At 34.4% G+C, this 22,231-nt stretch carries 14 protein-coding genes; 10 read left to right on the forward strand and 4 right to left on the reverse strand.

The annotated features are described in order from the left end of the window. Window positions 1-41 precede the first annotated feature (41 nt). From CHB81_RS02500 to CHB81_RS02510, 3 genes are all read right to left on the reverse strand, one after another. Window positions 42-1,826, reverse strand: a complete 1,785-nt coding sequence (locus tag CHB81_RS02500) for a chloride channel protein (protein ID WP_089350318.1) — start codon at window positions 1,824-1,826, stop codon at window positions 42-44. Between the two features lie 86 nt (window positions 1,827-1,912). Then, window positions 1,913-3,595: a gamma-glutamyltransferase gene (gene ggt, locus CHB81_RS02505; protein ID WP_089350319.1), complete on the reverse strand. Its 1,683-nt coding sequence runs from the start codon at window positions 3,593-3,595 to the stop codon at window positions 1,913-1,915. A 42-nt stretch (window positions 3,596-3,637) separates the two neighbouring features. Then, on the reverse strand, window positions 3,638-4,222 hold the full coding sequence (locus tag CHB81_RS02510) for an ACP phosphodiesterase (protein WP_089350320.1): 585 nt from the start codon (window positions 4,220-4,222) through the stop codon (window positions 3,638-3,640). A gap of 382 nt (window positions 4,223-4,604) precedes the next feature. On the opposite strand from CHB81_RS02510, the gene glmM reads away from it, so the two are divergent. Beyond that, window positions 4,605-5,993, forward strand: a complete 1,389-nt coding sequence (gene glmM / locus CHB81_RS02515) for a phosphoglucosamine mutase (protein ID WP_089350321.1) — start codon at window positions 4,605-4,607, stop codon at window positions 5,991-5,993. A 273-nt stretch (window positions 5,994-6,266) separates the two neighbouring features. Here the strand turns inward: glmM and CHB81_RS02520 are convergent, their stop codons facing one another. Further along, window positions 6,267-7,139: a lysophospholipid acyltransferase family protein gene (locus CHB81_RS02520; protein WP_089350322.1), complete on the reverse strand. Its 873-nt coding sequence runs from the start codon at window positions 7,137-7,139 to the stop codon at window positions 6,267-6,269. 112 nt (window positions 7,140-7,251) lie between these two features. On the opposite strand from CHB81_RS02520, the gene CHB81_RS02525 reads away from it, so the two are divergent. The 9 genes from CHB81_RS02525 (at window position 7,252) to CHB81_RS02565 (ending at window position 22,210) form a co-directional block, all read left to right on the forward strand. After that, entirely contained in the window at window positions 7,252-7,890 is a 639-nt protein-coding gene (locus CHB81_RS02525) for a rhomboid family intramembrane serine protease (RefSeq protein WP_089350323.1), read from the forward strand. 53 nt (window positions 7,891-7,943) lie between these two features. Then, entirely contained in the window at window positions 7,944-8,633 is a 690-nt protein-coding gene (locus CHB81_RS02530) for an SIMPL domain-containing protein (protein ID WP_089350324.1), read from the forward strand. A 236-nt stretch (window positions 8,634-8,869) separates the two neighbouring features. Beyond that, window positions 8,870-9,826: a YheT family hydrolase gene (locus CHB81_RS02535; protein WP_089350325.1), complete on the forward strand. Its 957-nt coding sequence runs from the start codon at window positions 8,870-8,872 to the stop codon at window positions 9,824-9,826. 231 nt (window positions 9,827-10,057) lie between these two features. Next, window positions 10,058-12,796 (forward strand): substrate-binding domain-containing protein, encoded by a 2,739-nt coding sequence (locus CHB81_RS02540; protein WP_089350326.1) that lies wholly within the window; start codon window positions 10,058-10,060, stop codon window positions 12,794-12,796. Window positions 12,797-13,026: 230 nt separating this feature from the next. Further along, window positions 13,027-14,385: a sugar porter family MFS transporter gene (locus tag CHB81_RS02545; protein WP_089350327.1), complete on the forward strand. Its 1,359-nt coding sequence runs from the start codon at window positions 13,027-13,029 to the stop codon at window positions 14,383-14,385. Beyond that, window positions 14,348-15,955, forward strand: coding sequence for a glycoside hydrolase family 32 protein (locus CHB81_RS02550; protein WP_089350328.1), 1,608 nt, complete (start codon window positions 14,348-14,350; stop codon window positions 15,953-15,955). The genes CHB81_RS02545 and CHB81_RS02550 overlap by 38 nt, the downstream gene beginning before the upstream one ends. An 18-nt stretch (window positions 15,956-15,973) precedes the next feature. After that, window positions 15,974-19,078 (forward strand): TonB-dependent receptor, encoded by a 3,105-nt coding sequence (locus CHB81_RS02555; RefSeq protein ID WP_089350329.1) that lies wholly within the window; start codon window positions 15,974-15,976, stop codon window positions 19,076-19,078. A gap of 22 nt (window positions 19,079-19,100) precedes the next feature. Next, window positions 19,101-20,792: a RagB/SusD family nutrient uptake outer membrane protein gene (locus CHB81_RS02560; protein ID WP_089350330.1), complete on the forward strand. Its 1,692-nt coding sequence runs from the start codon at window positions 19,101-19,103 to the stop codon at window positions 20,790-20,792. Between the two features lie 20 nt (window positions 20,793-20,812). Further along, entirely contained in the window at window positions 20,813-22,210 is a 1,398-nt protein-coding gene (locus tag CHB81_RS02565) for a DUF4960 domain-containing protein (protein WP_089350331.1), read from the forward strand. The last annotated feature ends 21 nt before the right edge of the window (window positions 22,211-22,231 follow it).

Consider the following 22,231-nt stretch of genomic DNA (forward strand, 5'->3'; position numbering starts at 1 on the left):
ATATCGGATAACTCTAATTTTTAACTTATCCGATATTAAGCTTACTCAATTGTCATAGAACGCAGTTTGGTTCTATAGGCTTCAAGTGCTATAGATTTGGAAATGAAACCGTAATATTTATCATTTCGGATAACCGGAAGAAAAGCCGTTTTTGATTTTTCGAATTTGCTCATTACAATTTCCATACTGTCAAAAGAAGAAATAGTGGCAGCCGGAGCTTTCATGACATCTTTGATTATAGTATATTTTACACGATAAGAGTTGAAAATAATTTCGCGGATATCATTAAAATGAACGATACCAACCAGTTCTTTTTCGTTGTTTACAACCGCAAAAACGACTTGATTAGAATGTGAAATCAAATCAACTAATTTGCTTAAATTATCATCAGGGTGTACCGTTAAATAATCGCATTGAATGATAGTATCAATATCTAATGTAGACAGAATGTTTGAATCTTTATTGCTTGTAAAAGCATGTCCTTTTTTAGCCAGACCTTTTACATCCAGAGAATATTTTTCGAAACGTTTAGAAATCGCAAAACTTATTGAAGATACAATCATAAGCGGAATCATCAAACTGTAACCGCCAGTGATTTCGGCAATTAAGAAGATTGCTGTTAGCGGCGCGTGAAATAATCCGCTCAAAATTCCAGCCATTCCTACCATTGTAAAGTTACTTATGGGCAATTTTGCTAAACCAATTAGTGTGATAAATTTCGAGAAGAAGTATCCCAAATAAGATCCTAAAAATAGGGAAGGAGCAAAGTTACCTCCGTTTCCGCCACTTCCGATAGTTAGCCCCGAAGCAAATACTTTTACCATCATAGTACAACCCACAAAGAGTAATAAAACCCATTGATTGTTTCTGAAATCTCCAAACAAAGTATTGTCTAAGATTTTTCCCGGATCTGATTCAGATAGTGTTTTGATGCTTTCGTAACCTTCCCCAAAAAGCGTTGGAAAAATGAAAATCAGCAATGCTAATAATGAAGAACCAATTAAGGCTTTTTTGTAGGCTCCCATTTTCAGATTAGCAAAATAATGCTCAACTCTTTGAAAGTTTCTTGCATAATATACGGCTATAAATCCGGTCAAAATTCCCAGAAGAACATAAAATGGAATGTTATGATAATTAAAAGCTTCTTGTTTTTTGAAGGATAATAAAATCGTTTCATCCAGAACAATTGCAGAAACCAAAGCTCCGGTTGCTGCTGAAATCATGATTGGAGTAAATGCCGAGATACTTACATCGACCAACAAAACTTCAATAGCAAATAGAACTCCGGCAATTGGAGCGTTAAAAGCGGCTGAAATTCCTGCTGCAACACCACAGCCAATCAACAAAGTTCTGTCTTTATATGGTAATTTATAATTTTGAGCAAAATTGGATCCAAAAGCGGCTCCTGTAACTACAATAGGGCTTTCAAGACCTGCAGAACCTCCCAGGCCAACGGTTAAGGAACTCGTTACGATTTGCGCGTACATTTGTTTTTTCGGGATGATACTTGCTTTTTTAGCAACGGCATAAAGAATTTGTGAAGTTCCTTTTTCTATAGTTCCGTTTAGGACCCTTTTTACAACAAAAACAGTAAGTACAATACCAATAATTGGCAAAATACTGTTGATGAAACTTAATTTTAAGATTCCGTTGATGTACGTCGCAAAAGAGAAAACACTATGGGCAAAAGTTTTTAAAACGATTACTGCCAAAGAACAAGAAATACCAATTAAAACACTTGATAAAAAAATAAATTGCTTTGGCGTCATCAATGACTGTCCTAAAGCGATGATGCTTTCTAGTTTTCTAAAATATTTTTTTAGCATTCTGTTTGTAAAGAGTTAGGGAAACTACAAATTTAGCTCATAGCATTTAATTTTGTGTTGTTTTTACAGAAAAATCTGTTTTTAATTTAAAAACCAACTGCTGTATCGTCTCCGCGAAAATCGGCGCCACCTTCAAGACTTTTGTTTGGTAAAACCAAAATACAATCCAATTTTCCAATTACAGGAGTTGTTTTTTCGTTGATTAAATATCCTTTTGCTTTTAGTTTATCAATAGTAGTAGTGTCAAAAGCATTTGGCTCAAAAGTAATTAAATCCGGGAGCCATTGATGGTGAAAACGTGGTGCATTTACGGCTTCCTGCATGCTTAAATTGTACTCGTAAACATTTAGAATTGCCTGTAAAACAGAAGTAATAATAGTAGAACCTCCGGGAGAACCAACAACCATAAACAGATTTCCGTTTTTCTCTACAATCGTTGGAGTCATTGAACTTAACATTCTCTTTTTTGGAGCAATACTGTTAGCCTCATTTCCTACTAAACCAAACATATTTGGAGATCCTGGTTTTGCACTAAAATCATCCATTTCGTTGTTTAAAAAGAAACCCAATTCATCACAATAATATTTAGACCCAAAACCGTCATTTATTGTCGTTGTTGCCGCAACAGCATTTCCTTGTGCATCTACAATCGAATAATGTGTAGTTTCGGTGCTTTCGTTATACGTTACTTTTCCTTCTTTTATATCCGATGATAAACTGGCTTTGTTTACATCAAAACTTGACATTCTGTCTTTTAAATAGGAATCGGTTAATAGAGCGTTGATCGGAATTTTTACAAAATCAGGATCACCTAGAAACTGACTTCTGTCGGCATAAGCTCTTCTTTCTGCTTCAACAATTACCTGGATCGATTCTTCAGAATTATGTCCCATTTTTGATAAATCATAAGGAGCAATCATTTTCATGATTTGTGCCAGACAGATTCCACCGCTGCTTGGAGGCGACATTGAAGTTATTTTTAAATCTTTATAATTAAATTGTAGCGGTTTTCTCCATTTCGCTTCATAAGTTGCTAAATCTTTAAGCGTGATAATTCCACCTCTTTTTTGCAGATAATCAACTAAAATTTTAGCCGTTTTACCCTTATAGAATTCATCTTTTCCGTTTTTTAGAATGCGTTTCAAAGTGCTTGCCAAAGCGGGATATTTAATCGTGTCATTTTCCTTGAATTTCCCCGCCATAAGCGTGTTTGGCCCATTTGCTTTGACAATAGCATCATAATAATTTTCGAGTTGTTTTTGTTGTTTTTGAGTTACAATTACACCTCTTTCGGCAAGAGCGATAACAGGTTTCAAAATTTCGGACATTGGTAAGGAACCTAATTTTTTATGAACCGCAAAAACTCCGGCTACAGTTCCGGGAATACCAATTGCTAACGCAGTTTCGGTGCTTTTTCCTTTTATTACATTTCCGTCTTTATCCAGAAACATATCTTTTGTTGCTGCCAATGGAGCTTTTTCGCGATAATCTAATGAACCAACTTCGCCATTTGCTTTTCGGTAGACCATAAATCCGCCGCCGCCAATATTTCCGGCATACGGATAAGCAACTGCCAAAGCCAATTCGGTGGCAACCATAGCGTCAAAAGCATTTCCGCCTTTCTTCATAATGTCAGCGCCAATTTTTGAAGCTTCCTGACGTGCAGAAACGACCATCGCTTTTGTTGCGACTAAACCTGTTGGTTTAACAACTTCCTGAGCAGAACAATAAAGAGAAATAAAGCTGAATAAAAGGGTGATTTTTTTCATAAAAAGTAATGTGGTATTTTAAGGTATAGAATCTTACAGATTTTATAGAGAAAGTAATTTTTGATTGGCTTGCTGTTTTATATCTTCAAAGAAAAGACCAAACTCACTTTCAAATTCCGAATAAAACTCTTTGAGTTCCTGAGTTGCAAACTGCATTTTGGATTGATTTTTTGATCTTCGGTCCATTTGAGTTAAAATATGCTGAATGCCGTCTACACTATGATAACTCCAAAGCCAGTTTTCGCGAATCATAGTTGGCATTAAATCCTGTGTTCTTTCTGTTAGAATTGGATAATTTTCATGCAAAGCTCTGTAAAATCGGTTAACGAAACGATCCAGTTTTTCATCAGAATATTTTTCCCAGTTTTTGGCTAAAAAGTGATCGTAGAGAATATCTACAATTACACCGGCATAATGATGGTATTTGTCATGTAAACGCTTGGTACTTTGTCTAAAAACATCATGTGAATCTGTATAAGTATCAATAAAACGATGAAGAATGATTCCTTTTTGGACATCCTCAGGAAAATGCTCAAATTGTTTTCCCCGAATTCCATCGGCCATAAAATTGCCAATTTTAATCAGATCATTTTCACCAGAAAGATATATATGGGCTAGGAAGTTCATTTTTTGTGAGGTTCTAGGGTTCTTTTTTTAGAGGTGCTAAGTATCTGAGATACTATGTTGTTAAGTTTTTTAGTTATTATGCCTAAGCTTTGGGACTACCCCGAGGCTTCGGGACTAAGTTCTCTCTTGTAAAAGTATGAAAACTTTTTCATATCGTTTTATTGAATGATATGGCTTCTAAAGTTAATGTTATTAAATCCCATGAGCTTAGTCTTTTAGCCACTTAACCACTTGTTTATAAGACATTATAGAATCTTAGTCCCGAAGCCTCGGGATAGTAACTTAGTGACTCAGCAACTTTTTTAAAAATTCTTAGCAACTTAGCAACTTAGAACCTCAGTAACTTTTTTATATTTGTAACTGGTAACTATAACTCACAAAAATGACTTTAATAAAATCAATTTCAGGTATACGAGGAACAATCGGTGGAAAAGTAGGAGATAACCTGACTCCAGTTGATGCTGTAAAATTTGCATCGGCATATGGTACTTTTCTGAAAAACAATACTTCAAAAGAAAAATTAACTGTTGTAATTGGTCGTGACGCCAGAATCTCAGGACCAATGATTCACAATCTTGTCGTAAATACTTTAGTAGGTTTAGGAATTAATGTAATTGATCTAGGGCTTTCTACTACACCAACTGTTGAAGTTGCTGTGCCTTTGGAAAAAGCTGATGGCGGAATTATTTTGACTGCTTCTCACAATCCAAAGCAATGGAATGCTTTGAAATTGCTAAATGAAAAAGGAGAGTTTTTAAGCGGGGCAGAAGGTGCAAAAATCCTTGAAATTGCTGATGCTGAAGCTTTTGATTTCTCAGATGTGGATAGTTTGGGCGAAATCACGATAAATGATGCATATATGGATATTCATATCGACGAGGTTTTAAATTTACCTTTAGTAGATGTTGAAGCTGTAAAGGCGGCGAAATTTAAAGTTGTTGTGGATGGTGTAAATTCTTCTGGAGGAATTATTATTCCAAGATTATTAGAATTAATGGGCGTTGAAGTAGTAAAATTATATTGTGAACCAAACGGACATTTCCCTCACAATCCAGAACCTTTAAAAGAACATTTAACAGACATCTCTGAATTGGTTGTTAAAGAAAAAGCGCACCTTGGAGTTGTTGTTGATCCGGATGTTGATCGTTTGGCTTTTATTTGCGAAGACGGAGAAATGTTTGGTGAAGAGTATACTTTGGTGGCTTGCGCCGATTATGTTTTGAGTAAAACTCCAGGAAACACAGTTTCAAACATGTCATCGTCTCGTGCTTTGCGTGATGTAACTGTTGCTCACGGTGGGAAATATGAAGCCAGTGCAGTTGGAGAAGTGAATGTTGTTGAATTAATGAAAAAAAACAACGCTATTATTGGTGGTGAAGGTAACGGAGGAATTATTTATCCGGAATCTCATTATGGAAGAGATAGTTTGGTAGGAGTTGCTTTATTTTTGACGCATTTAGCAAATAAAAAAATGTCAGTTTCGGCATTGAGAGCTTCGTATCCTGAATATTATATGAGCAAAAACAAAATTGAATTAACACCACAAATTGATGTTGATGCAATTTTAGTAGCAATGACTGAAAAGTATAAAAACGAAGATATTACAACTATTGACGGTGTGAAAATTGATTTTGCTACAGAATGGGTACATTTAAGAAAATCGAACACAGAACCAATTATCCGAATCTATACTGAAGCTCCTTCTCAGGAAAAAGCAGATGTTTTGGCTCTTCGAATTATTGATGAAATAAAAGCAATTGCAGGAATTTAATTTTTAGCAATTCAAACATAAAGAACCTCTTTCAAATTAATGGAAGAGGTTTTTTATTATAAATGCAATCCAAGGTTGAAAGTCTGCAATTTGTGCCTTTAGACACTAAATATAGGTAGTCATTATAGGTTCAAAATTCATTGACGTGCTGTAGGTATGCAACAAAAAGGTAACTATTACGTACCTATGGCACGCTAAATTTATTCCAAATATAAATAAAAAGTCCAAAAAAGAATGTTGCTTTTTTGGACTTTATTTTTTGCAGTTGAGTTATTATTGAATACGATGTTTCCATCTTTTATGCGTCCATAAATAAAATTCAGGAGCTTCGTAAATTTGTTTTTCAACTTCTCTTAAATACTTTTCGGTAATGTCAAAATTTTCGTATTCTTTAGGATTGTCTGCAATTGGTATAATTGTGGCTTCGTAGTAACCGCGGCTTACTTTTTTGACTTTTACAAAAACTACACTTAAATCATATTTTTTAGCTAGCATTTCGGCACCGGTATGTACGGGAACTTCGATTCCCATGAATTTCATCGAATGAAAAATTCGGTCTAGTTTTGGTGATTGATCACTTGCTAAACCATACATGCTTAAAATTCCGTCACGCTGATTTTGAGCCATTGTCGGAATTGCTTTTCTAGTTTCAACTAATTCCGTATCATATTTTGAACGAATTTTTCGAACCAACTTATCAAAGTATGGATTGGCAACTTTTTTGTAAACAGCAATTCCCTGAAAATCAATTTTCGTATTAATAGTCAAAAGCCATTCATAACTCGCATAGTGAGAAGCTACCAGAATAACACTTTTCCCTTTTTTGGCATATTCGTTTATAAGATCAAGATTGGTGACTTTAAATCTTTTTTCCATTTCCTGAGGCGACATGCTCATAGTTTTAATCATTTCCAGAAACATATCGCACATATGTTTGTAGAATTTCTTTTCGATCTCTTTTCGTTCAGCATCGCTTAAATGTGGTAAAGTAAGGGTTAAGTTTTCGCGAACCACTTTTTTGCGGTAGCCTACAACTCGGTAAATTAGAAAATATACGAAATCAGAAAACCAATAAAACAATCGAAACGGAAGTATAGAGATAAGCCATAGAAGTGGATAGGCTAGTATATAAACGAGAAATTGCATGTAATTTTTTTTTACAAATATAAATTAAAAATGGATAACCACTGATATTTTGGATGGACGCTAACATATGTTTAAGAATGACTATATTTACAATTCACAATAAATGTTTTTTATGAATACCATTTTAATTGGAATTATAGTTGCCAATGTTTTGATAAGTTACAAAGGTTTTAACGATCTTTCTTTTTTTAGAAAATACGAATTTCATGTAGGAAGTATCCGCTCAGGAGAACAAATCAGAATGCTTTCTTCGGGGTTTTTGCATGTAGATATGATACATTTGATCTTTAATATGATGACGCTTTGGTTTTTTGCGCCGGTTGTAATACAATGGCTTGGAACTTTCTCTTTCGTTCTGGTTTATTTTGGAAGTTTAATCTTTGGAAGTCTGTTAACAATGCTATTTCATAAAAATGATTATAGCTATCGTGCCGTTGGAGCTTCGGGAGCTGTTACAGGAGTTTTATACTCTGCAATATTGCTTCAGCCGGATATGATGCTAGGAATTTTCTTTGTGATACCAATACCGGCATATTTATTTGGAATTTTATATTTATTATATTCGATTTACGGAATGCGTGCCAAAAATGATAATATTGGACATACAGCACATTTTGGAGGTGCTATGGGCGGTTATTTGATAACATTGTTAAAAGAACCTTCATTATTTGTTGATCATACTTTAATGGTTATTCTTTTAGCTATTCCTATTTTTATACTTTTTGTAATGGCAAAATTGGGAAAGCTCTAAATAATGGCACAACTTTTGAAAAGTCATTATCAAATAACTTAAATATAACAAAAATGAAGAAAGTAGTATTATTTTTAACAATCATGTTTATGACTATGTCTTACGCTCAAGAAACCAAACAAATTCCTCAAATCAATGTAAATGGTGAAGGAAAAGTAAAAGTAGCACCTGATCAGGTTTGTATTTCAGCAACTGTTGAAACAAAAGGGAATAATGCTAAAGATGTCAAAAAGCAAAATGACGAAAAAATGGATGCTGTTTTAAAATTCATTAAAAAAATGAATGTTCCAACAGCAGATTTTAAAACGAAACAAGTTGCTCTTAATCCACAATACGATTACGAAAAAAAGAAAACCAGTTACAATGCTACTCAAACTGTAGAAATTGTATTAAAAGATTTAACTAAGTACGATGAATTAATGGAAGGTTTGGTTCAACAAGGAATCAATCGTATCGATAGAGTTTCTTTTGAAACTTCTAAATTAGCGCAACTTGAAACAGAAGCTCGTAAATTGGCTATTAAAGATGCTAAATTAAAAGCAGAAGATTACGTTTCGGTTTTGGGACAAAAAGTTGGTAAAGCTTATACAATTTCTGATAATACTCAGGTTTATCACCCACAACCAATGTATGCTGCTATGAAATCTATGGCAATGGATTCAGCAGGAGCTTCAAACGAAACTTTAGCAATTGGTGAAATCGAAGTTACAGCAAACGTAAGTGTTAGTTTTATTTTAGACTAAATACCCGATAAATTTCAATATTAAAAAATCCAAATTCCAATTTCACGATTGGGATTTGGATTTTTTTGTTTCTGTTATTTTAGTAAAAGGCAAAATAATGCCGATTATAATGACTTAAGCTTTGTGGTAAACTTCTTTTTAGTAATGATTCATAAAAATGAAATAAAAAAGATAGTTTTAAAATTACTTATTGATTGATTTCTTAAATTTGTATACGCACCAAAAACCTTTTTATCATGCCTATAATTGAACAATCAGAATATGATTTCCCTTCTATTATTTATCGCAACAGGCATGTTTCTACGATTTACGCTGCTTTGTTTAAAAGGTTTGATGCTCCTGGATACACAAGAGAAAAAATTGAGTTAAGTGACGGAGATTTTATCAATGTCGATTTTATTCTAAACGACTCCAAAAAAGCAGTCATTCTATGTCATGGTTTAGAAGGAGATTCCCGCAGAACATACAATAATAGCTGCGCGGCTTATTTTCAGCAGAAAGGTTTTTCGGTTTTTGCATGGAACAATCGTACTTGTGGAGGCGAAATGAACCGTCTTCCCAGACTTTATCATCATGGTGCAGTTGATGATCTGGATGAAGTAGTGCAGTTTGCTTTAAAAAAAGGATTCGAAGATGTTTATTTAATTGGATATTCAATGGGAGGTGTTCAGCTTTTGAATTATTTAGGATGGACAAAAATCGATAAACGTATAAAGGCAGCTGTCTCGATTTCGGCACCAACTCATATTGCTACAAGTGCAGAAGTATTAAAACAGGGCTTTAACAGAGTTTATTTAAAGAATTTTACAATCGATATTAAAAGAAAGCTGAAACACAAAGCAGCACAGTTTCCTGATTTTATAAATAGTGATCAGATTGATAAAATTACTTCTTTTGATGAAGTTGATCATTATTTTACCGCACCGTTACACGGATTTGCGAGTAGAGATGACTACTACCAGCGTGTTTCTCCTGAATTTTCACTTAAAGACATTACCACTCCTGTTTTGATTATTAATTCTCTTGATGATCCTTTTTTAGGCGAAAGGTGTTATCCCAGAGCTATAGCACAAGACAGCGAATATGTTTATCTTGAAACTCCGCGATATGGAGGACATTGTGCTTTTCCATTGCGTAATTCAACATATTCTTATGCGGAGAAAAGGGCTTATAAATTTTTTAAATCCTGGTAAGGCTTTAGAGGTTTTAAGGCTTAATTATGTTTACACATTTAAAATTCTAAAAAACGCCTTATTTTCAATGTAAAAATTCTTGAAAATAAAAGTTTAATTTTATCTTTACAATTATATATCCTTCTTTTTGCTTGTCATTACAAAATAATCCTTCCTAATTATTTTGGCAAGTTACTCGGTTCGGGAAGGCGTTTTCTAAACTCATTTTCATTTATTTAAATTTGCTATTTCATGTACAAATTTGTAAAATATTTTTTGCTGCTTATTTTAGTATCATTAAGTTTAAGTTCTTGTAAACAAAAACAGGGAGATAAAATTAAAGTCGGATTTTCGCAGGCTATGACGACTGACGATTGGCGCAAGCAAATGAACAGTTCTATAAAAATTGAAGCTTCCTTAAGACCAGAAGTTGATTTGACTATTAAGGATGCGAACAATAATATCGAGAAGCAAATAGAAGACATCGAAAGATTTATTTCTAATAAAGTAGACGTTATTATTGTATCTCCAATTCAATCTAAACCTTTAACGGCGGTGGTCGAAAAATCGATTAAAGCCGGAATTCCTGTTCTTGTTGTGGATCGAAAAATTGAAGGCGAAAATTATACTGCTTATTTAGGTGCTGATAATATTGAAATTGGGAGAATTGCAGCTCGTTATATTATTTCGCACAGCAAAGGTTCCGGTAAAATTATTGAAATTACCGGAGCAAACGGCTCTTCACCTGCTTATGAAAGAAGCCTTGGATTTGATCAGATCATCAATGAAAACAAACGTTTCAAAGTAGAGAACACTATTCATGGCGATTGGGAGGGAGAATCAGTTAAAGCACCATTAAAAGCAATTCTTTTACAAAACCCAGACATTGAATATATTTTTGCCCATAATGACCGTATGGCTTTAAGCGCGTGGGAAACTGCGAAAACCTTAGGGTTAGAAAAGAAAATTAAGTTTTTAGGAGTTGACGGATTGAATTCTGTGAATGGTGGTATAGAATTAGTAAAAAGTGGTGTTTTAAATGGAACTATTTTGTATCCAACAGGAGGAAACGAAGCATTGAAACTGGCTCTGAAAATGTATAATAAAGAACCCATTTCTAAAAATAATATCCTAAATACGATAGTTATCGATCAAAATAACGCCGAAATTATCGAAAACCAAATGGATAAAGTAGATCAGCAGCAAGTCGTTATTGAGTCACAGCAAGGAGCAATAAAAGTTCAGGAAAGAGAATATGCCTCACAGAATAATCTGGTTCGCTTATTGAGTTTTTTCCTTGTGATTATTTTGAGTTTGACCGTTTACAGTATTTATTCGACTATTTCTATTTCAAGAAAGAAAAAACAACTCGAAAGAATCAATCAAACGGTAATTGATCAGAATAATGAAATTCAGGAAATGGCTCAAATTGCCCAAAGAAGCAACGAAGCAAAATTGAATTTCTTTACCGGACTATCACATGAATTTAAAACACCCATAACGCTTATTATGAGTTATGTGGAATCGTTGATTGAAAATGAAAAAATTAAAGGAACGGCGCTTATTGATGAAGTAAAACTAATTCATAAAAATTCAAATCGATTACTCAGATTAATAAATCAATTGCTGGATTTTAGAAAAATTGAAGAGCAGAAATTTACCTTAAGAGCTTCAAATACTAAAATTTATGATTTTACAAACGAAGTAATGACCAACTTTAAAGGTGAAGCTGCCCGCAGAAATATTGATTTTCAGCTTATTTGCAAAAACAAAAATCTGGAATTATTTATTGATAGGGGATTAATGGATAAAGTATATTTCAATTTGCTTTCAAATGCTTTTAAATTTACGCCGGATAACGGTAAAATTAGTATTTCGATTGTAGAAAATCAGGACAATACAGTTCGAATTAGTTTTAAAGATTCCGGAATTGGAATACCTGAAAATGAATTGTCGAATGTATTTAATCCTTTTTTCAGAGCATCAAATAATAATAAAAACAGCTCAGGAATAGGACTTCATCTCTCCAAAGAATTTGTGCTTTTGCATCAGGGAACAATCGAATTAAAATCAAAACAAGGAAGTGAATTTGTAATTACCTTATTAAAAGGAAACAGTCATTTACAACCTTCTGAAATTGTAAATAAAGCCGAAAATCTAAATAGTACTCCAAATCTAATATTGGATAATTTAGATATAGAGTCGGATTTAAATCAAGGCAATGTAATCTCTGAATCAGAAAAACATACACTTTTAGTAATAGAAGACAATATAGATTTAGTCATATTTTTAAAAGCCAAATTATCCAGTGAATACGTAGTTTATACTTCTGACGGGAGTGATGCTATTGAAAAAGTAATGGAAATTATTCCGGATATCATCATTTGCGACATTAATCTGGTTGACAAAGACGGATATGAAATTAGCAAAGAATTGAAAAAGGATTTGCGTTCGTCACATATCCCTATTATTATTTTAACGGCTCAAAGTAACAAAGAATCGGTTTTAAAAGGGTTACAGAGCGGTGTTGATCAATATCTGACAAAACCCTTTAGTCTTTCTATTTTAAAACAATCTATTTCCAGCTTGCTTTTCAACAGAGAAAAGCTGCGTTATTATTATACCAACAACATTTATCGTATTGAACCGGAATCTAAATTTGGCAATCAGGAACAGTCGTTTATTACTAAAATGAATGATATTATTAAGATGAATGTTGAAAATCCTAAATTCTCTGTCGAGGATTTAGCAGATAAACTTGGAGTTTCAAGAGTTCAGTTGTATCGAAAGGTAAAAGCTATTATCGGAATTAATATCAGTGATCATATTAATAATGTAAAATTGGAGAAAGCAGCAGAGCTTTTGAAGTCCAATAATATGAATATTTCAGAAATTGCATACTCACTAGGATTCTCTTCTCCAAACTATTTTTCTACAGCTTTTAAGAATAAATTTGGAATTTCACCAAAGGAATACAAATCGTCTAATTAATATTAGTTTAAAATTGATACAAATGAGGTATCAATTTTAAACCTAATGTAACAAAATCGAAACTACACGGTTTTCGTAAATAAATTTTAAATTGTCTAAAGCCTTGTAAATAAAGCTTTTGTTGTTTAAATATCAAACTATCAGTATTTATAGAATTAAATTGTAACATCATTAAAAATAAGTTGTTTTTTTTGCGGATATCTTAGCGATAAGTTTTTAATACATCTACAATGAACAAGATATTGATTTGGTCTGTTACTGCTGCACTGGCAGGTTTTCTATTCGGTTTTGATACCGTAGTTATTTCTGGAGCTGATAAACAATTGCAGCTTCTTTGGCATTCATCTGATGCTTTTCATGGATCCGTTGTTATGGCAATGGCACTTTGGGGAACAGTTGTAGGTGCTATTTTTGGAGGAATTCCAACCAATAAAATAGGTCGTAAAAAAACACTATTCTGGATCGGGATTTTATATTTTATTTCAGCTATAGGTGCATCTTTTGCAAACGATCCTTATGTTTTTGCTGTCTTTAGATTTATTGGAGGTTTAGGTGTAGGCGCTTCAACTATTGCTGCTCCGGCTTATGTTTCTGAAATTGCTCCGGCTGACAAACGCGGACGCTTAGTAGCTTTGTATCAATTTAATATTGTATTGGGAATTTTAATTGCCTTTATATCCAATTACTTCTTGAAAGATATTGGCGAAAATGCCTGGCGTTGGATGATTGGAGTTCAGGCAATTCCATCTTTTATTTATATTCTTTTTATACTTACAATCCCAGAAAGTCCAAGATGGTTATTGTCTAAAAATAGAGACGAAGAGGCGCGTGAAGTATTGTTTAAAATCGATCCAAGTGCAGATCTTAAGGATATTATGGATGATTCAAGAGAAAACGGAATCACCAAACATGAAAATATCTTCATGAAAAAATACCGTTTCCCTTTAATGCTGGCTTTTTTAATAGCATTTTTTAATCAGTTTTCAGGAATCAATGCCTTCTTGTATTATGCGCCAAGAATTTTTGAAGAGGCAGGTTTAGGACAAAACACAGCTTTATTGAGTAGTATCGGAATCGGGATAACCAATCTTATATTTACTTTAATCGGAGTTGCATTAATTGACAAATTAGGAAGAAAGTTGTTAATGTACATTGGTTCTATCGGATATATTATTTCTTTAGGATTAGTTTCGGCTTCGTTTTATTTCAATTGGGGAGGATTATCTGTACCTATTTTCCTTTTCTTATTTATTGCTTCTCACGCCATTGGTCAGGGAGCTGTAATCTGGGTTTTTATTTCAGAAATTTTTCCAAATCACATTCGTGCATCGGGACAAGCTTTTGGAAGTTCAGTACATTGGGTTTTGGCAGCAATTATTCCATCTTTAATTCCAATGTTATTCTCAGAAATTGGGCCTGATGTTGTTTTCTTAATTTTTACGCTTATGATGGTGTTACAATTACTGTTTGTAATTTTTATAATGCCGGAAACTAAGGGAATATCCTTAGAAGTATTAAGTGAAAATCTAACCAAAAAAAATATCAAAAAACATGAAATCAAAGAAACATCTATCGCTGACATTTTATAGTGCACTCGTACTTTTAATAGCAGGTTGTAAACCATATCTGGCTGTGGCTCAAAAAACAGAAGTTACAGTTTCAACATCAACTGAAGAAAAAATGTACCGTCCTAACTTTCATTTTACGCCAAAAAAAGGCTGGATGAATGATCCAAATGGAATGTTTTATGCGAACGGATATTATCATTTGTTCTTTCAGTATTATCCTGACGGAAATAAATGGGGACCAATGCACTGGGGACATGCAATTAGTAAAGACTTAGTTAAATGGGAAGAACAGCCTATTGCGATTTATCCGGACAACGACAAATATATTTTTTCGGGAAGTGCTGTTGTTGATACTCACAATACATCGGGTTTAGGTACAGGAAAAACAGCTCCGATTGTGGCGATTTATACGCTGCATGATATGACAAAAGAAAAAGAAAACAAAATCGATGTTGAGCAGCAGGATATTGCATATTCGAACGACAATGGTTTTACATGGCAGAAATTTAAGGAAGGAAATCCTGTCGTGAAAAACCCTGGAATTCGTGATTTTCGTGATCCAAAAGCGACTTGGGATGAAACGCATAAACAATGGATCTTGGTTTTGGCAGCTCAGGACCGATCTCAGTTTTACAAATCAAAAGATCTTAAAAACTGGGAATATTTATCTGATTTCGGAAAAAATATCGGAGCTCACGGAGGTGTTTGGGAATGTCCGGATTTCTTTCAGATAAAAGTTAAAGGAACCAATGAAACCAAATGGGTTTTGATTCAGAGTTTAAATCCGGGTGGAGCTAACGGAGGTTCCGGAACGCAATATTTTATTGGAGATTTTGATGGAACAACTTTTACATTAGATTCAAATTTTGCCAAAAGAGTAGAACAGGAAAAAGCGGTTTGGATCGATTACGGAAAAGATAATTATGCAGGAGTAACCTGGAATAATGTTCCAAGTACCGACGGACGTCGATTATTTATCGGGTGGATGTCTAACTGGGAGTATGCGCAAGATGTTCCAACATTTGCATGGAGAAGCAGCACGACAATTGCCCGCGAAATTCAGTTGATAAAAAAAGGAAATGATTATAGTCTAATCAGTAATCCTGTAAAAGAAATCAACAAATATGTTTCTAAAACAATCAAAGAAAAGAGTCTGAAAGGAAAAGGAAAACTTTCAATTCTTGGAGCAGGAAAAATCGATTTGACTCAGGCAATTGTCAATTTTAATTTAAAAAACTTAAAACAGGATACGTACACTTTTACACTTTCAAACGCAATTGGAGAATCTTTGACTTTTGGGATCAATAATTCAGAGCACTATTTATTTACAGATCGCTCGAAAGCAGGAAAAAATGATTTCTCTGAAAAATTTGCTTCAACAACTACCAAAGCAATTTTAGACGGAAATCAAAAAGAAGGTGTTTTTAAAATCATTTTAGACAAAACATCTATTGAAATATTTTACAATAATGGCGAAAAAGTAATAACAGAAATCTTTTTCACAAACCAGCCATTTACTTCTCTATCAGTTTCTTCAAACGAAGGAGTTGAACTGAGCAACCTCGTAATTAACCAATTAAATATAAACTAACTAAAAACCACTAACCTCATGAAAAGTAAAATTATTTATTTTCTATTTTTCTTCTTTCCAATGCTGGTGATGACAGCTCAGGAAAGCGGGATTAAAGGAACAGTAATTTCGTCAGACGACGGAATGCCGCTTCCGGGAGCAACCGTACTTATTTCGGGTACAAATACCAGTACAGTAACAGATTTTGATGGTAATTTTTCTTTCGGGAATATAAAATCAGATGCTGTAATTGTTGTTTCTTTTATCGGATATGCACCACAATCTATTTCGGTAAAAGGGCAAAAAACATTAAATGTAACTTTAAAAGTTGATAACAATCAACTTAATGAAGTTGTAGTAACAGGATATTCAAAACAAAAGAAAACAGATATTACCGGAGCAGTTGCTGTTGTAAACATGAAGGAAGTCATGAAACAAACGGAACCAAATCCAATTAAAGCGCTGCAAGGAAGGGTAGCAGGGGTGAAAGTTTCTTCTGATGGATCTCCAAGTGGAGCTAATACTAAAGTGGTAATTCGTGGAATAGGAACTTTAAACAATACAGATCCTCTTTATGTAATTGACGGAATGCCTACTAAATCAGGAATGCACGAACTAAATCCGAATGATATTGAAACCATTCAGGTTTTAAAAGATGCATCTTCGGCAAGTATTTATGGTTCTCGCGCTTCAAACGGAGTAATTATCATTACTACCAAAAAAGGAAAAGAAGGTAAAATGAGAATCAATTTCAGTACTTATACTTCGATTTCTGATTATTCCAGAAAACAGAAAGTGCTAAATGCGGATCAATTTGGTCAGGCTTTATGGCAGGCAAATATTAACGATGGGTTAAACCCGAATAATAATAACGTGAGCTATCAATTTGACTGGACTGTAAAGAATAACAAACCACAGTTAAACAAAGTCTTAGTTCCGGAATATTTAGATGCAGCTCAAACTTTGAAATCATCTAATACAGATTGGTACGATGCAATTTCGCAAACAGGAATAGCAAAATCTTATGATTTATCGGTTTCTAATGCATCAGACAAAGGAAGCTACCTTTTTTCTTTGGGATATTATGGAAATGAAGGAGTTGTAAAAACAACTGATTTCGAGAGAATTTCTGCAAGAATGAACGGTTCTTATAAATATTTTGACGGGAAATTGGTTATTGGAGAAAACTTCTCAATGACCCGTACCAATGAAGTTACAGATCCTGGAGTTCTGGATCCTGCGCTTCGTGCTTTGCCAATTATTCCGGTACATACAGTTGATGGAAAAGGATGGGGAGGACCAGTTGGCGGAATGAATGACAGACAAAATCCGGTTCGTCTTTTAGAATATAACAAAGACAATAAATATGATTATTTACGTCTTTTTGGAAATATGTATGCGGATTTAGAGATTATCAAAAACCTTCATATTAAGAGTAGTTTTGGTATCGATTACGGATTTTATAAAAAACGTACGCTGCAAAGAAGTTACAAGTCCGGATATCTGAAAAACGATCAGACATCTGTTACTATTGACCAATCTGTAAGTGATAAGTGGACGTGGACCAATACGGCAATATATAGTTTGAATTTAGGGAAAAGCAATTTGAATTTAATGGCAGGAACCGAGATGTATAAAGATGTTTTTGATACAAACACCTTGCGTAAAAATGATTTCTTGATCGAAACTCCAGATTATATGTATCCTGATGCAGGAACAGGAGAATCGTTTACAAGCGGAACTTCAACACTATATTCATTGCTTTCTTATTTTGGAAAAGTAGATTATGAGTTTGATAACCGTTACTTATTCTCGGCTACAATTCGCCGTGATGGTTCTTCTCGTTTTGGTAAAAACAATCAATTCGGAACCTTTCCGGCAGTTTCTGCAGGATGGAGAATTTCTAATGAAAATTTCATCAAAAACAATGCACCTGTTTTTTCTGATTTAAAACTTCGTGCAGGATGGGGACAAACCGGAAATCAGGAAATTAGCAATACAGCTGTTTACAGTTTGTACTTAGCAAGTTATGCTGGAGGAAGTCCAACTTGGGCAACGTCTTACGGTACCGCTTATGATATTGCAGGAAACGGAAACGGTTTGCTTCCTTCTGGTTTTATAAAAACGCAATCCAGAAATGATGATTTAAAATGGGAAACTACAACTCAAACCAACATAGGCTTAGATTTTGGTTTATTTAAACAAAAATTAAGCGGATCTATTGATTATTACATTAAGAAAGCAGAAGATATTCTGGTTTTACCGGCTTATTTAGCAGTAATTGGAGAGGGTGGAGATCGCTGGGTAAATGGAGCTTCAATGGAAAATAAAGGATGGGAATTTTCTTTAGGATACCACGATGAAACATCATTTGGACTGAAATATGATATCTCAGGAAATATTTCGGCAAACAAAAATAAGATTACACAATTACCGGATGAGGTAAAAAATAATTATGGAGGAGACGGATTAAATGATAATATTCTGGGACGTCCATTTAACTCTATGTACGGTTATGTTACGGACGGATTGTTCAAAAGTCAGGACGAAGTAAATAACTCGGCTATTCAGGAAGGAAAAGGCCTTGGTAGAATTCGTTACAAAGATTTAAACGGAGATGGAACCATAACAGACAAAGATCGTACGTGGATAGGAAATCCAAATCCGGGATTAACCTATGGAATTAATCTAAGTTTAGGATATAAAAATTGGGATTTTACCACTTTCTGGGAAGGAGCAAGTGATGTTGATGTAATCAATAAGACCAAATATCAAACTGATTTCTGGAGTGTTGACGATGTAGGGTCTAATAAAGGAACACGTTTGCTTAATGCATGGTCATTGGATAATCCAAATTCTACTATTCCGGCTTTAACAACGGTTGATAGAAATGCCGAATCAAGATTTTCAACTTATTATGTAGAAAAAGGAGATTATCTTAAACTGCGTGTTTTGCAATTTGGATACAGTTTACCAAAAGATTTATTGAAAAAAATGAATTTTGACAGCTTTAGATTCTACATAAGCGGACAAAATTTATTGATCATTGATGCTAAAAGTTTCACAGGTGTAGATCCTGAGAATGCAGGGTTTGGATATCCGCAGCCAACGACTTTTACGGCAGGTCTTAATTTTACTTTATAATAAAAGATTAAATCAAAAAAACATGAAAAAATTACTATATATAACCGGTTTTTTAGCACTTGGAATCTTGGGTTCCTGCTCAGATTTTCTGGAAAATGATCCTCGTGGAGTACTTTCAGAAGAAGATATTGTTACACCGCAAACAGTAGAAGGATTTATGAATGCGGCTTACGCACAATTAGGGAACGACCATTATGATTCGCCGTATAGCTTGTGGCCATTTGGTAATGTGCGTTCTGATGATGCTTACAAAGGCGGAAGCGGAACTAACGATATTCAGGATTTTCACTTTTTTGAAGTTTCGAATAATATCAGATCGGATTTTGGCGAATTAGATTCTTTTTGGTACATCAGTTATGTGGGCGTTTCGAGAGCCAATAAAGCTTTGAAAGCATTAGAACAAATCTCAGAAGCAGATTATCCATTAAAGAAAACACGTATGGCTGAAATGCGTTTTTTAAGAGGACATTTTTATTTTATGCTGAAAATTATGTTCAGAAATGTTCCTTACATCACAGAAGATATTCTCGTAGAAAATTATAAAACCATCTCCAATAAAGTGCTTTCAAACGAAGATCTTTGGAACAAAATTGCAGAAGATTTTCAGGCTGCAGCCGATGGTTTGCCGGAAGCTCAGGGACAAGTTGGCCGCGCGACAAAAAAAGCGGCGTATGCTTATCTGGCAAAAACTCGTTTATATCAGGCTTATACGCAAGATGAAACTTATAAAGTTACAGGAATCAATCAGCAGCATTTGCAGGAAGTAATTGCAGCGACAGACAAAGTAATTGGAAAAGCAAGTTTGGAGCCTGATTTTGCAAATAACTTTTTACCGGGAACTTATGAAAACGGAGCCGAATCTATTTTCTCGATTCAATTCTCTGACAACGATGGAACTTTATACGGAAGATTAAATTTTTCTGATGTATTGTCAACTCCACAAGGTTTAGGATGCTGTGATTTTCATAAGCCAAGTCAAAATTTAGTAAATGCTTTTAAAACAGGTACAAATGGTTTACCGGAATTTGATACTTATAACGATGAGGATTTCGATTATAAAAATATAGACGCCAATACAGTTGATCCAAGATTGTATCACACCGTTGCAATGCCGGGATTGCCTTATAAATATGATCCTGAATTTTTGTACGTTGAAGCATGGGTACGATCTCCGGGAACTTACGGTTATTTTGCTTCATTAAAAGAGAATGTGGCGCCAAACTGCAGTTGCGTAGTAAATATTGATCCGTTTTACGGAAATTCAAAAAACAGAATCCAGATTCGTTATGCTGATGTGATTTTGATGCGTGCCGAAGCCTTGATTGAATTAGGAAGACAAGCAGAAGCTTTGCCATTAATCAATCAAATTAGAGAAAGAGCAGCACAAAGTACAGGAAGACTTCCGTATGTAAATAATTTTAAAATCAATACTTATGTTGATGGAGTTAATTGCAATTGGACACAGGATTTTGCCCGTAAAGCTTTGCGTTGGGAGCGTCGTTTAGAGTTGGCGATGGAAGGAAACCGTTTCTTTGATTTAGTTCGTTGGGGTGTTACAGATCAGGTCATGAATGATTTTTATGCAGGGGAAAAATCAAAACGAACTTATTATCAGGATGCCTTTTTTGATGCGCATAAAGAAGAATATTGTCCAATTCCGTTGAAACAAATTAATTTCAGTCAGGGATTATACAAACAAAATCCTGGTTATTAATCTAATTTAAGAACATCAACATGAGAAAATTTATATATAAAAATTGGACCAAAGTGTCTTTGATACTGGCAGTATTTTTTATGATTACTGCCTGCGAGAACAGCTTCGAAAATGGCGGTTTTGATGTGAATTCACCGTCTAATGTTACTTCTTTTAAAATAAACGGAGTAGCTGGTCAAATTGACCAAAAAACAGGAAAGATTAATATCACGATGCCTTATGGATCTGACATCACAGCAGTAAAGCCTGAGATGATACTCGCACAAGGCGCAACATCAAATCTGGATGTAACAGTACCTGCTAATTTTACAAATCTTGTAAAGTTTAGAGTTACAAATGGCAATTTGTACAAAGACTACACCGTTACGACAGTAGTTTTAAGTCCAATTAAGAGTTTTACCATTAATGGAGTTGCAGCAACCGTAAACGATGCTAATAAAACCATTACTATAACCTTGCAGGAAGGCACTAATTTAACCGCTTTAAAACCAGTTATAGAAGCAACAGAAGGTGTTACTATTTCGCCTGCTTCCGGTGCGACAATTGATTTTACAAACGCAGTGACATTTGTAATAACATCTAATGGAAAAAGCGTGAATTATACTGCTAACGTTGGAGTTCCGGTAACAGGTTTAGCTGTTGCTTTTTTAGGAACTGCCGCAACGAGAGCCGAAATTACAAATCTGGATGAAATTACTGCCGCTGATTGGTTCTTTTCCACTTTTACCAGAGCGAAATACATTTCGTTTGAGAGTATTCAAAATGGTGCTGATTTAAGTGACGTTGATGTAATTTGGTGGCATTTTGATTCCGCAGCAAATTTACCGGCAATTGCCTATAAACCTGCCGTTACTACCGCTTTAAAGAGTTTTAGAGCTAACGGAGGGAATTTACTTTTAACATCTTTTGCTTCACAATATGTAGATGCTTTAGGAATTGTTCCTTCAGGAAAAGGACCGAATAATGTTTTTGGAGATTTTCCTCCTAATGGATTTGTTGATGGAAACTCTTGGGGAATGTCTTTTGTAGGTCACGAGAATCATCCAATTTTTGAAGGACTGACAACGTATGAAACTGGAAAAGCAAATTTATTACAAAGCGGAACTTTCAGACTAAATCATACCGCATGGTGGTTTGTACCGGATTGGGGCGGATATGTTAACGGAGAAGGCTGGAGAAACCAAACTGGCGGAACCAACTTAGCGAGTGAAGCATGGGATAATAGTCTTGATGGAAGAGTTACCATTGCGGAATTCCCAAGTACTGGAACTAATAAAAATGTAATCGTGATTTCAATGGGAGCCTATGATTGGTATAACGAAACCAATAGCAGCGGTGATCCAAGTCAGGCAAATGAGTTTATTGGTAATATCAAGCTTCTGACACAAAACAGTATCAAATATTTGGCTAAAAATTAATCTATCTTGAGATCAATAAAA

The sequence above is a fragment of the Flavobacterium sp. ov086 genome, from assembly GCF_900187965.1.
GTDB lineage: Bacteria > Bacteroidota > Bacteroidia > Flavobacteriales > Flavobacteriaceae > Flavobacterium.